Annotated in this window: 13 protein-coding genes; 2 read left to right on the top strand and 11 right to left on the bottom strand. The window is 51.3% G+C overall.

All coding sequences use genetic code 11. From position 1 onward, the window contains the following. Nucleotides 1-79 precede the first annotated feature (79 nt). A complete protein-coding gene (locus Q4A89_RS10570; protein ID WP_303185418.1) occupies nt 80-838 on the bottom strand; it encodes an SDR family oxidoreductase in 759 nt (252 codons plus the stop codon). A 221-nt stretch (nt 839-1,059) separates the two neighbouring features. Between Q4A89_RS10570 and Q4A89_RS10565 the strand changes: the two genes are divergently transcribed. Next, nucleotides 1,060-1,626: an HXXEE domain-containing protein gene (locus Q4A89_RS10565; protein WP_303185416.1), complete on the top strand. Its 567-nt coding sequence runs from the start codon at nt 1,060-1,062 to the stop codon at nt 1,624-1,626. Nucleotides 1,627-1,663: 37 nt separating this feature from the next. On the opposite strand, the gene Q4A89_RS10560 is transcribed toward Q4A89_RS10565, so the two are convergent. Beyond that, nucleotides 1,664-2,365 (bottom strand): Crp/Fnr family transcriptional regulator, encoded by a 702-nt coding sequence (locus tag Q4A89_RS10560; RefSeq protein WP_303185422.1) that lies wholly within the window; start codon nt 2,363-2,365, stop codon nt 1,664-1,666. Nucleotides 2,366-2,696: 331 nt separating this feature from the next. On the opposite strand from Q4A89_RS10560, the gene Q4A89_RS10555 reads away from it, so the two are divergent. Next, the gene (locus Q4A89_RS10555; RefSeq protein ID WP_303185415.1) at nt 2,697-3,581 is read left to right on the top strand and encodes a DUF3078 domain-containing protein; all 885 of its coding nucleotides are present in this window, start codon (nt 2,697-2,699) and stop codon (nt 3,579-3,581) included. A gap of 285 nt (nt 3,582-3,866) precedes the next feature. On the opposite strand, the gene Q4A89_RS10550 is transcribed toward Q4A89_RS10555, so the two are convergent. The 9 genes from Q4A89_RS10550 to Q4A89_RS10510 form a co-directional block, all read right to left on the bottom strand. Continuing rightward, complete coding sequence (locus Q4A89_RS10550) at nt 3,867-5,870, bottom strand: glycoside hydrolase family 2 TIM barrel-domain containing protein (protein ID WP_303185420.1); 2,004 nt, start codon at nt 5,868-5,870, stop codon at nt 3,867-3,869. A gap of 164 nt (nt 5,871-6,034) precedes the next feature. After that, the gene (locus tag Q4A89_RS10545; RefSeq protein WP_303185414.1) at nt 6,035-6,766 is read right to left on the bottom strand and encodes an HAD-IA family hydrolase; all 732 of its coding nucleotides are present in this window, start codon (nt 6,764-6,766) and stop codon (nt 6,035-6,037) included. 37 nt (nt 6,767-6,803) lie between these two features. Next, a complete protein-coding gene (locus Q4A89_RS10540) occupies nt 6,804-7,286 on the bottom strand; it encodes a WbuC family cupin fold metalloprotein (RefSeq protein ID WP_303185412.1) in 483 nt (160 codons plus the stop codon). Nucleotides 7,287-7,334: 48 nt separating this feature from the next. Continuing rightward, nucleotides 7,335-8,330 carry a gliding motility lipoprotein GldB gene (gene gldB / locus Q4A89_RS10535; protein ID WP_303185411.1) on the bottom strand — a complete coding sequence of 332 codons (996 nt, stop codon included), beginning with the start codon at nt 8,328-8,330 and terminating at the stop codon, nt 7,335-7,337. Nucleotides 8,331-8,342: 12 nt separating this feature from the next. Continuing rightward, nucleotides 8,343-9,467: a DNA polymerase III subunit gene (locus Q4A89_RS10530; protein WP_303185410.1), complete on the bottom strand. Its 1,125-nt coding sequence runs from the start codon at nt 9,465-9,467 to the stop codon at nt 8,343-8,345. A 2-nt stretch (nt 9,468-9,469) separates the two neighbouring features. Next, nucleotides 9,470-9,880, bottom strand: a complete 411-nt coding sequence (locus Q4A89_RS10525) for a Dabb family protein (RefSeq protein ID WP_303185409.1) — start codon at nt 9,878-9,880, stop codon at nt 9,470-9,472. A gap of 69 nt (nt 9,881-9,949) precedes the next feature. After that, complete coding sequence (locus Q4A89_RS10520) at nt 9,950-10,903, bottom strand: methylenetetrahydrofolate reductase (RefSeq protein WP_303185408.1); 954 nt, start codon at nt 10,901-10,903, stop codon at nt 9,950-9,952. Between the two features lie 129 nt (nt 10,904-11,032). Beyond that, a complete protein-coding gene (locus Q4A89_RS10515; protein WP_303185406.1) occupies nt 11,033-11,227 on the bottom strand; it encodes a FeoB-associated Cys-rich membrane protein in 195 nt (64 codons plus the stop codon). A 6-nt stretch (nt 11,228-11,233) separates the two neighbouring features. Continuing rightward, nucleotides 11,234-12,601, bottom strand: coding sequence for an MATE family efflux transporter (locus Q4A89_RS10510; RefSeq protein WP_303185405.1), 1,368 nt, complete (start codon nt 12,599-12,601; stop codon nt 11,234-11,236). Between the last annotated feature and the right edge of the window lie 359 nt (nt 12,602-12,960).

The raw sequence follows: 12,960 nt of genomic DNA, 5'->3' as shown, positions 1-12,960 counted from the left end.
AAAAAGGTCACTCGTGTTACCGAAAAGGTTACTCGTGTGTCCTGAAAGCTGACCACTGACCACTGACCACTAAAACGATCTACGTCCGGTGAAACCGGGTACCGTCGGCCTGTGCGGTCGGCATGACCAGCAGGTCTTGTACGTTCACGTGGGGCGGTTGTGAGAGGGCGTAGGAGACGGCCGAAGCAATATCGTCGGCCGTGAGGGGGCGGAAGCCTTCGTAGACTTGGTCGGCGCGACATTGGTCGCCCTTGAAGCGCACGACCGAAAATTCCGTTTCCACCGCTCCGGGGCAGATTTGCGTAACCCGGATGCCGTAGGTCAGCAAATCCATCCGCATGCCTTTGCTCAAGGCATCGACGGCATGTTTCGTGGCGCAGTAGACGGCGCCTCGCGGATAAACGCCTTTCCCCGCGATGGAACCGATGTTGATGATATGTCCCGACCGGCGCGAGACCATACCCGGCGCAATGGCGCGGGTGACATACAGCAGCCCCTTGATATTCGTGTCGATCATGCGCTCCCAGTCGTCGACCACGCCTTCGTGCAACGGTTCCAGCCCGACGGCCAGCCCGGCGTTGTTGATCAGCACATCGACCGTTTGCCATTCGGAGGGCAATTGCGCGACGGCGGTCTGTACCTCGTCGTACCTCCGCACGTCGAAGCAAAGCGTATGCACCTTGCAGCCGTACTGTTGTGTCAGTTCGTTTTTCAGCGCTTCGAGTCGTTCGTTGCGTCGTCCCGTCAGAATCAGGTTATACTTCTCTTGTGCCAGTCGCACGGCCGTAGCCCGGCCAATGCCCGACGTAGCTCCCGTAATCCATACTGTTCGCGTCATGATATCGTTCGTTTTTAATTTCTACTTGGCGCAAAAGTACGAAAAAAACGCCGGTCTGCGCACCGTCGCCCCGACGGTGAGAATTTTTTGCGGGGGAGGAGGGGATTTGTTGTATCTTTGTGGTTGATTCGGCCGCGCGTGACGGGCGACGGATATTACGAAAGCGTTGTGACCGACCCCGACAGCAACCGGATCGAAATCACTATATAATAATATAATGTATGTCGACCTTACTGTTTTGGATGACCTTGCTGCCGGTCGTGTTCATGTTGCACGACTTTGAAGAAATCATTATGTTTCGTCCGTGGCTGAGGCGAAACCGCCACGAGTTGAAAGCGCGTTTCCCCCGATTCGAGGCTTTTCTGACGCGGCGCGGTCTGTTCGACTATTCGACTTCGGCTTTTGCCGTGGCCGTTTGTCATGAGTTCGTGTTGCTTTCGGTCGTAAGCTACGGGGCGCTCTACGCCGGTGCTTACGGGTGGTGGTTCGCCGCTTTTATGGCTTTCTTTCTTCATCTGTTTGTGCATGTCGGGCAGTGGATCGTTTATCGCAAATATGTGCCGGTAATCGTTACGTCCGTCCTCTCGTTGCCGTATGGTTTCTATACGTTGGGGCTGTTTATCGAGGCTGCCTGGTTGTCTGTTTCGGAAATGATCGGGTGGTCGGTCGTCGGGCTCGTCGCGATGGCGTTAAGCTTTCCGGCGGCGTTCTTTTGGGCGTCGAAGTTCGATGCGTTCGAGCGGTCGAAAAAAACGAGCGGGCAACTGACCGATATCGACGGCCTGTAAAGTCTTTCTGCTCGATAGACTTACGCGGGGCGGAACGTTACCCCATACGGCTGACTTTTTTCAGTCGTTCTTCGTCGATGATTTTGATTTTGCGACCGTCCAGCGCGATGATATGTTCGGTCACGAACGTGGAGAGAGTACGGATGGCATTCGAAGTCGTCATGTTTGAGAGATTCGCCAAGTCTTCGCGCGAGAGGTAAATGCTGATTGTCGCACCGTCTTCTTCGAGGCCGTAATTATCTTTGAGGAAAAGCAGCGACTCGGCCAGACGTCCGCGGATATGCTTCTGCGTCAGATTGACCGTCCGCTCGTCGGCGATTCCCAAATCGATGGAAAGTTGCCGGATGAAGAACATGCCCAACTTGAAATTGGCACGAATCAGGGACTCGACGACCGTCATCGGAATGATACACACGGTCGAGGCTTCGAAAGCCGAAGCATTCGTCAGGTACGGCTCCTGTGCGAAATAGGCGCGGTAAGCAAAATACTGGATCGGCTTGATTACCCGGATAATCTGGCTGCGTCCGCCCACTCCTTGTTTAGAGATTTTCACTTTCCCTTTCAGCACGCACATCATGTCTTTGGGCTCATCGCCTTCACAGTAAATCATTTCGTTACGTTTGAAATGCTGAATCGTCGAATTAGCTTTCAAGACCTCCCGTTCCTGCTCGGTCAAAACCCTCCAAACTTCTGCTAAACTTGCGGATATATCAAATTCTTTTTTCCCCGATTTGCCCACTTCTGTTTTATAACATACTTTTTGAGCACAAATATAAAACATATTTTTGAGATGCAAAAACAATCCCTGATTTACAGATTGGCTCTTGGAATCTTCTCTTAACTTTGCTTTTCGTGACAGCCATGCGGCGGAAGCCGCATAAAGCTGGCCGAACTTTTTTTCGCGGATGAATAGTCGCCGCCGGAAACGTGTAGAAATGTGGTTTTTCCGTATGGAAAAAACGTTCGTCAGTGCCCTTTTTCAGATGTGAAGAAGCGTTATTTTTTTGTAAGTCTTTGATCCTCGCGAAAAAGTATCTATTTTTGTGGCCGTAAATAGAATGACAAACCAAATGAAAAAGACTTTATTATTTGTCGTTGCCGTGGCATGTTGTGCGGCCTCGACCATGGCGCAGGATGCGCCTAAAGATACGTCGTATTGGAAGAAAAGCGGTTCGACCTCGTTGACGTTCGGGCAAACCTCGTTCACCAACTGGGCGTCCGGAGGGAATAACTCCGTATCGGTACTGGCCTCGTTTGCCGGAAAACTGAGTTACGAAAAAGGCCCCTGGATGTGGGACAACTCGGCCGATTTGGGCTACGGACTCTCGTATCAGGGAAGTGAACAGACGAAAAACGACGACCATATCAATCTGGCTACACGCCTGGGATATAAGGCTTCCTCGCTGTGGGCATACGCTGCGGAACTGAGCTTTAAGTCGCAGTTCTATGACGGGTACAGCAAATACCCGGTCGAGAGCGGAGCGAAATACATCTCCAAGTTCATGGCGCCGGGTTACTTGATCGGCTCGATCGGTATGAGTTATACGCATCCGAAAGAAGATTTTAAGGTGTTGCTTTCGCCCGTGTCGGAAAAGATGACGTTTGTAACCGACCGTCGCCTCTCGGACGAAGGGGCGTACGGGGTAGAGCCCGGCAAAAAGGTTTTTGCCGAATTCGGGGCGCTCGCTAAAGCCACGTATTCGAAGAAGTTTACGGAAAACGTGCTGTTCGGTACCGAACTGCTGCTGACGTCGGCCTACCAGACTTTCGGGAACGTCGATGTGGATTGGAGACTCTCGCTCGACTGGAAACTGAATAAGTATTTTACGTTTAAGGCCAACACATATCTGCTGTATGACGACGATATCAAGTTTGTCGACAAAGACGGCACCAAAAAAGGCCCGCGTGTTCAGTTCAAGGAAGTAATCGGTTTGGGATTCGGTTATATCTTCTAAGAAAAGAGACGCGTCATAGCGTATGACAAGAGAAAGAGGGTGTGTCAAAATGCAATGTTTGGGCACACCCTCTTTAGGTGTGTAAGAATGGGTAAAAAGCAAGGCGCTAAGGATGAGGGTGAGGGAGCATACTAAGGTATGTGACCGAGCTCTCATTCCGCAAGCAACGAAGCAGTTTGCCCGTTATGACACATCGCCTATTTTTTTCCATTCGTCACAAAGCGGAGGCATGCCGGAGAGGAGGAGATCCGCGCCCGCGTCGAGGAGCAGCAAAACCTTTCGTAATCAATAGAGAGATTCCAGCCTGCAACGGAAGCTGTCGCTTAGAGTCAGTTTCTTGTTCTTTGATACTACCTGTATTTCGTTTTCTCCCTCCTGTAACGCTACATTTTGCCATTCCAGAACTGCATATCCGTCGGGTTTTGCTTTTCCGTAACTTTGACCGTTTACGAATAATTCCGCTTCGGGTTGGTTGGTGAATGCAACGATTGTCTGGGTGCGTCGGTGGCGTGTCGTATGTCGCCGGCCGGCCAAATAAAGCACCGGTTCTTCTTTGTTCCAGTTTGCTTTGTAGAAGTAGAAAGCATCTTTGCGTATCTTCCGATCGAAAGTGACTAACCCTTTGTCGTTGATTCCGGGGCGATCGCCTTCCGTCCGGTGCGCGGCGCCGAAGTCGAACATATTCCATACGAAGCTTCCCCATAAGTACGGACGGGCGGCAATCGTTTTCCAGTTTTCTGCATGATAATACGTCTGCCAGTTTTCGGGATGCCACCAGCCGGTCGGTTCCGGTTTTTTTAGCGAGTCTTGCTGATGGTAAATACTGGCTCCGGCTCCGTATTCACTGACGGCGATACGCAGTTCCGGGTATTTCTTATGAGTCTCGTCCAGCCATTTTCCCATATCGGACGGAGTGCCGCCATACCATCCGTCGTACCGGTTCCACGCGATGACATCCGTAATGAAATTCATCGGTTCGGTTGCCGGTCTGTTACTGGCTGCCGTAGTCAGTCGGGTCCTATCTTCTTGCTTCGCTACTTTGTTTAGTTCTTTAACATATTCCGTCGGATCATCGCCGGCTTGGGTCAATTCGTTGAAAAGTCCCCACACGCAGATAGAGGGATGATTATAGTGCTGGCGTATAAGTTCTTTGAGCTGTTCTTTTCCATTGTTGCGGAAAGCGGGGAGGTTTACAAACCCTTTGTCCATGTATCCACCCGGGCCAACAAAAGGTATTTCTGCCCATACGATCATGCCGTATTGATCCATCAGGTCGTAGAAACAAGTCGCCTGCGGATAGTGTGCCAGACGAACGGCATTGACACCCATTTCTGCCATCATTGCCGCATCTTCTTCATGATGTCGCAAGTGCAGCGCGTTGCCGATTTCGCTTCGGTCCTGATGGCGGCATACCCCGCGAAGAGGCAGATGCTTGCCGTTGAGGAAAAAGCCCAGATTAGGGTCGATCCGGTAAAAACGAAGTCCTAAAGGTTGGGTGACTTTGTCGATTACGTGTCCGTCTCGTACAAGAGTCACTTCCGCCTGATAGAGAAAAGGGGCTTGACGCCCGTTCCACAAACGCGGATTTACTATTTCGCAGACAAGCCGTTGCTGTGTATCCGAATTTCCGGAAAGAGAGAATCTTTCTTTTCTCTCCGTCACGGCTTTTTTCCCGTTCCGCACGCATATCCTGAGTTCAATCTCCTGAGCTTTATTGCTCCCGTTAGATACCTCTATCAACGCTTCTATTCTGGCATATTTATGGCTTACACTGTCTTGTATCAACCGTACACCCGGAGAGGCATAGTCTAATGGAGAAATACATATTTTGTCTGTAATCAGTAGATGTACGTCGCGGTAAATACCTCCATAAAAGTTAAAATCGCCGACCAGAGGCATGACGTCTAATTGTTCGCCGTTGTTTACTCTCACCAGAATGGAATTTTCTTTTCCGTACTCCACTTTTCCGGTAATTTCGAAGATAAAAGCTCCGTATCCTCCTCGGTGTTCGCCCACGTGGAGATTATTTATGAATAGATTGGCAACGCTATTGACCCCTTCGAAGCGGAGAAACAGGCGTTTGCCCTGCCATTCGGAACGGATAAACAGTTTCTTTTCGTAATTACCGATTCCGCGTTTATAATCGGGTTTACCGGATAAAGCGTCTTGTGCATTCCATGTGTGGGGTAGATCGACCCGTACTGCCGTATTTTTCTGTACCTGATGGGAAAAACGGAAGTTCCAATCGTCATTCAATAAAATATCCTGTCGTTGCGCAAATGCCGGCATACAACAACATATTAAAAAGACAACCGGTGTGAAATAATTGCGTAGTACGATTTTTATTTTCATAGTGCTGTTTTTCTGATTGTTCGTTGTGAATATATATGTTAGCTCTTAACAATGATTTATCAATCTTTCCTGTAGTTTGTCTGAGACGGATTCAAGCGTGCTTAACGGCTCGCTTCCCTTATTTTTTGCCATTCGTCGCAAAGCGCCGACATGCCGGAGAGGAGGATATCCGCGCCGGCGTCGAGCAGTAACGAGTCGGGTAGGGGACCGGTATTGACGGCAATGGTGAAGATTCCTGCGGCATGAGCCGCCTCGACACCCAACGGCGCATTTTCTACGACAAAGGCTTCCCAAGGTTGCAGACCTCCTTTTTCCAAGGCCATCAGGTAAGGTTCGGGGTCGGGCTTTCCGCGTTTCACATCGGCGGCGGTGACCATTCGTTCTCGTGCGAAGATGTTCGGAAAGTGCGTGTTCAGTCGTTCGAAAAGAGAGGCTTGTCCCGATCCGGTGACAATCATCGGCGTCAACCCGTCGCGCACCACTTTTTGCAGCAGCTCGTAGCTTCCGGACATCGGTCGGACGGGAGGGCAGGCATTGAAGGCTTCCGTCTTTTCCCGATAGATGGCTTGGATCTCTTCGGAGCTGACGGACGTACCTTGCCGGCGGCAGACAAGTTCGATGGTACTGTCGCCTGTGCGTCCTTCGTGCAGGTAGACTTCCTGCTCGGAGAGGTAGAGTCCGTGGCGTTTCATCGTCTCGCTCCATGCGACTGCATGGTTCGGCATTGAGTCGTAAAGTACGCCGTCCATATCGAAAAGTATTGCTTTCAGTTCGATGCGTTCATATCGGGTGGCGGATAGAAAGGCCTCGACGGCCTGTTTGTATGTATTCATTTGTTTGCGTTTAAAATACGGGCTGGAGGAAGCGTGCTTAGCTTTCGTTGCCGATCATTGATTTGAGACGGTTGATATAAGCCATTCGGGCTTCGAGACTGTCGTCGGCCGAGGGTGCCCAGGGCGCCAGATTGTCGGGGGTAAGCGGAGCGAAAGGGCCTTGTTTGATTTCGTAAATCACCGTCCCGGACTCCAGTACCACTAATCCGTGCCAGATGCCGGCCGGTATCTCTCCGCCGTAACACCCCTTCCGTGGGTCGAGGATAAAAGTATCGGTCACCTTCCCGCAGTCGTCGAAGAGGAACAGAGCCACTTTGCCGCGCAGCAGGATGAAGACCTCGGTTTTGTCGGGGTTCAAGTGACGATGCGGACGCAGATACGTATCCGGCTCCATGGCGTTCAGCAAACGGTTGACCGGGTCGTCGAGTGTCTCGTGAAAGTTGTAATTCATACGCAGACGGGGCGATTGTTTGGCTCTCTCGGTCGTCTCGTCCAGCAGTTTTTGATCAATCAGTTTCATCTTTTGCAATATAACGTGAAGGTGTCTTGTGCGTGTACCCCAAAACGGTTACGGTTTATATTTCGATTTCGTCAGGATATCCTGCGCGTTGTTGTGTGTCATCAGTTCGGCTACGGAAACTTTCGTTCTTTCCATGTATCGTATGACAATCTGCCAGCCGATCCACGTGCCGAGGTTACCCGGCGCCTCGTCTGCAATAAAAGACGACGGCCGTTCCAGAAAATATTTTGATGTCGTCACACGGTCGGGCGTGTAGAGCTGTTTGCGTTCGATGATTTGCTTCCACAATCGCGACTCATTTTCTTTACACCACTGATATTCTTCGGAAGTGTACTTCATCCATACTTCCGGAATAACTTGCGAAAAAGCCTGATGGACGACGTATTTGATTTTTCCCTCATAAATCATCCGGTCGAGCAGAACTTTATCGTTGCCCTTGAACGGATATTCGGACATCAGCCATGCCGTCAGATAATCGGGTACGACATAGTCCGGTGTCATGCCCCGCCGCTGGTAAGCATCGAAGTAGTCCCCGTACAGCGGATAATCCGCTCCCAGATATTTGTCGATCGAGATGGAGAGGAGGCTGTCGTCGACAAGCACGTTCTGGAACAGTCCGGAGACATGCATATAGACGACCGGCATTTGCTTATCCGGAAATTGCTCCCGCATATAGCCGAAAGCATGTCCGAGATCGCTTTCGATACGTTCTTCCGTCTCGTATTTGGCCAGCGCGTCCCGATAGAGCTTGTTCAGGTTCGGCTCGGAATAGTAATTGACGAGGCGGTCGAAAAACTCGTCCGACTGCGTTTCCGGATCGTTGAACAGACTAAGTCCGAGCACTCGGAACATCTGCGGATAAGAGTCTGCCAGAACATGCTGTCGTTCGGGGTTATCGACAAGAATCAGCTGAAACAGGTCTTTATCGAAACGACGGATAGGCATCGGTTCGTATGACGTTTGTTTGCCGCTCAGCATCCCGCATCCGTTGCATCCCGTCAGATGGATGAGTGTCCAGCAGAGGATCAGGAGCTTATTTTTCATCGGTGCGTTCATTTATTTCTTCAATAATACGGTAATCTGCAACGAGAGATCGAAAAAGATCATCTTTGCATTTCCGTTTTGCGAGATATGCCTTTCGGCGTCGGCCAGTTCGCGGATCAGATCAAAGACGTTCCGTTCGTTGACAAAGGGGGAGAAGCGTACGGAAAAAGCGGCTTCGTTGGACTTCATATAATTCAGGTCGTCGCTCCGGAAACGGTAGACGAAGTTCTCGCGAATCAGGTGCTGGCAGTAGTTGAGGAAACTTTTCTGCTTTTCACGTGTCATAGTTGACAGTTCCTCCGCCATATTTTTCATTTCCTTTACGTTTCTGGCCCATGAGTTTCGCATCATCCGGATGAAGATCTCCAGAAACAGATCGCTTTCTTGTTCCGTGCTGAGGATCTTTTCGGCTTTCAGCATGTCGCCGTGCGCCAGATGTGCGATCTGCCGTGCCGCTTCCGGCTCCAGATGATACCGTTGTATGAGCGCTTCGGTGAGTGCTTCGGCGGCAATCGGTCGGACGTTCAGTCGCTGTGTACGCGACAGAATCGTGCCGAGTATCTGTTCCGGCGTGTTCGAGACCATCAGGATGACGGTGTTCTGCGGCGGTTCTTCAATTATTTTCAGCAACTTGTTTGCGCAGGCTATGTTCATGCGTTCGGGCATCCAGATCAGTAATATCCGGTATTCGGCCTCGTATATTTTCAGACTCGTTTTACGCAGAATTTGGTCGCTCTCTTCGGTATAAATCATCGCTTGCTTATTGCCCGCTTCGATTTGGTCGAGCCACATGTCGAGATCAACATACACGTGGTTTTTCAGAAAATCGTACCATTCGGGCAGATAATCGTCGCAAACGCTCTTTTTGCGTTCTTTAGCGGCTATTATCGGGAAGACGAAGTGCAGGTCGGGATGTGCAAGCTCGTTATATTGCAGGCATGATTTACATTGGCCGCACGCATCGGTCTCCGACCGGTCGGTGCAGTTCAGGTAACGGGCGTAGGCCAGCGCCAGCGGAAACGTTCCGGCACCGGGTGGCCCGCAAAACAACTGCGCGTGTGCCACGACGCTTTTTCGCGCCGTCTCGGTCAGTTGTTTTTTCAGCTCTTCTTGTCCGACAATATCCTTAAAGAACATGATCAGGGCGTTATGAAGTCGGATTCCTGAAACCGGGTCACTTCCGTTTCCCAGCGTTCTTTTACGAACCGGCAGTGGTCGGGATGTGCCGTATAAGCATCGAACTCGGCCTGACTGTCGAATTTCATCAGAAAGCCGTACGTGTAGTCGTTCTTGGGACTGCACTGACGGAGGGCCTGGAAGTTACGCACGCCGGGGATGGCTGTCAGAATCCGGGTACCGTCTTCCAGAAACTTTTTCGCTTCGGGGGAACTTGCCGGATGTTTCAGGTCGAAAATGACCGTATGGAGAATTTCACCGGTTTGGAGAGAGCTGTCTTTCGAGGGTGCGTCGCTGCATCCGGCTACGACGCCGCCTGCTACAGCTGCCACGGTTATATGACCGGTACGACGGATAAAGTTTCTTCGTTTCATATCGAATGATTTAGCTTGAATAGATCGTTTATAATTCGCTGTAAATATTATAATGTATAAAAGTCCCGCTTAATAAACTGCCCGGGCTACTTGCCGTACGCTATCGGACGCCATAAACGAATAGAAATGAATGCTCGGCACGCCGCGCGCCATCAGGTCGCGACATTGTGCGATGCTCCATTCTATGCCGACGGCTTTGGCCTCGTCGTCGTTTTTACACTGACAGAGGGCTTGGGTCAGCGGTTCGGGGAAGGTGCAATGGAAAATCTTCGGGATCACCGTCAGCTGATCTTTGAAAACGATCGGCTTAATACCCGGAATGATGGGAACGGTTACTCCTTCGGCACGCATCCGTGCGACGAAGGCATCGTATTTGTCGTTGTCGAAGAACATTTGTGTAACCAGATATTCGGCTCCGTTTTCTACTTTCATTTTGGCGTACCGGATGTCTGACTCCATCGACAGGGCTTCTTCGTGCATCTCCGGATAACAAGCCATCCCGTACGAGAACGGCGTTTCGATGTCTTCGATCCGAGACCCGTCGAGGGCAATGCCGCGATTGAAATCGTTCACCTGATCTTGCAGATCGGTCGCATGATCGTGATACAGTTCCGGATCTTTCGTCAGATCGAGTCGTTTCACGTCGCCGCGCAGCAGTAGCAGATTGTTCACGCCGAGGAAATTCAGGTCGATCAGACCGTATTCCGTTTCGTCCTTTGTGAAGCCCTTGCATACGAGATGCGGGACGGCCGTGATCCCGTATTTGTTCTGAATGGCCGAGGCGATGGCCACCGAGCCGGGACGTTTGCGCAGATGGACCGTTCGGATAGACCCGTCCGGTTCTTCTCGCTGAATCACTTCGCTGTGATGAGAAGTGATGTTAATGTATTTCGGGTCGAATTCTCGCAGTTTATCGATGACTTGATATACGCTCTGAATGCTGTTGCCTTTTAGCGGCGGAAGAATCTCGAACGAGAAAGCCGTACGTTCGCTGTTTTTTATTAAATCAATGACTGTCTTCATAATGTTGTTAAAACGGGCGCTTCGATTCTTTCCATCGATCACCCGGTTCTGTTTTTTGCGTGCAAATTTAGCCAAAAAGCACGACATTCTGCATCGGTAGGCTAAAAAGCCTCCTCCTTATGCCGCCGGTCAATCCCGATGAGGGCCGGCTTTCCGATAATCTTTGCAGTGATGTTTTTTATCTTTCATGACCTCTTTCAGTTGGCAACCGGTGCATTTGTCGCAAGGCGACACATTGCTGCCGGATAGGATGTTATACAATTTCCATCCGGCTATTCCGAAGGCTGCGATGCCGATGAGGATGACTGCGATTTCTTGCCACATGACGAATTAAGTGAATAGATACCGGCCGGATTGTTCGAGGCGTCTGAACATCTTCCGGCGTCGGAAGTGAAACAACAGGGCGGCGATGCTCAGCCCGAAAATAAATCCGCCCCACACGCCAACCGCCCCGAAGCCGAATACGAAGCCGAGCAGGTAACTGCATGGGAGATTGATACAGAGGTAGGCGATAAAGGCGTAAACCATCACGATTCTGACGTCGGTAAGACCTCGCAAGATGCCGGCGCCGACGGTTTGCAATCCGTCCGACACCTGAAAGATACCGGCCATGATGAGCAACTGTCCGCCGATGTCGATCACGGCCAGATCGGACGAGAAAGCGCCTGCTATTTCGTGACGGAACACGATCAGCAGTGTCCCGGCGATGGCATTGTAGACGAGGCAGAGGTGCATGGAAGCGTTCCCGGCCATACGTGCCGCACGCAGGTCACGCATCCCGATCTGGTGGCTTACGCGCACCGTCGTGGCCGAACCGATTCCGAGCACAATCATATACGTCAGGTGTGACATGTTCTGGGCAATCTGATGCCCCGCCTGAGGCGTGGCCCCGAGCCATCCGACCATGATGGCCGAGAGGGCGAAGGCCAGTACTTCGAGCAGCATGTGCGCCGCGATGGGGGCGCCTACTTTGACGAGCTCCCATAGGCGTTTCCAACTGAACAACTTCCACCGGAAAGCCCGAAAATAATCCCACCATACGTTACGCGTTCGCATGGCGATGACGAACAGGACGGGCATAATCAGCCGAGAGATCAGGGTGGAGACGCCCGCGCCCAATACGCCAAGTTCGGGAAAGCCCCATTTCCCGAAGATCAGCGCGTAGTTGAGGACGATGTTGATCACGTTCGAAACGATGGTAATGACCATCGCGACCCATGTGTTTCCCATACCTTCCATAAACTGCTTGACCGCGAAGAAATACAGAAACGGAACGAGACTGAGCGTAAGGCTGTGGAAATAGGGAATGGCGCACTCGACCACGGCTTTGTCCTGACCCATGTAGGGCATCAGATACGTCGTTCCGTACAGCAGACCGCATGTGAAGAGCGCCGACAGCGTGGCCAGCGTCAGCGAGTTCTGGAAAAGCTCCGTCGTCCGTGCGCGATGGTGCTGTACATAGGCTATCCCCACCAACGGAGTCAGCCCCATCAGTATGCCGATGGAAAAGATAAATCCGATGATGAATACGGACGAAGCGAATGCGATGGAAGCCAGGGGTATCGTCCCAAGCTGTCCGACCATCAACGTGTCGACCAGTTGCACGATCGCTCCGCCGAGCTGTGTGAACACAATCGGTAACGCCACGTTGAGATTGCGCTTATAAAAGGGTAAGTATGTACTTAGTTGGTAAGCCATCGGACGGCCGGTTTGCTTTTTTAGTGCACAAAGGTACGGATTTTTTCTTCAGTGTTCAGCCCTTGCGGGCGTTGAGGTGTTGAATTGTTTAGTTGTTGAGTCGTTAAAATGTTGAGTTGTTGAGTTGTTGAGCTGTTGGCTGACCGCTGAATACTGAATACTGTTGGCTGCCGATTAATTCAGGCTTACAGCCCTCTGGCGGGGTACGGGCATCGATCCCCCACCCTTGCGGGATGGGGCTGAAATAAAGCGGGCTTTCAGCCCTTATGCCCCTTGCGGGCGTAAATTAATGGTCAATTGTCATGCCCTTTGGGCGTTGAGGTGTTTGTTTGTTGAGTCGTTGAAGTGTTGAGTCGTTG

Source organism: Tannerella sp. (assembly GCF_030528505.1).
GTDB lineage: Bacteria > Bacteroidota > Bacteroidia > Bacteroidales > Tannerellaceae > Tannerella.
Note: the sequence above shows the minus strand (reverse complement) of the source record. Positions and strands in the feature narration are given on the sequence as shown.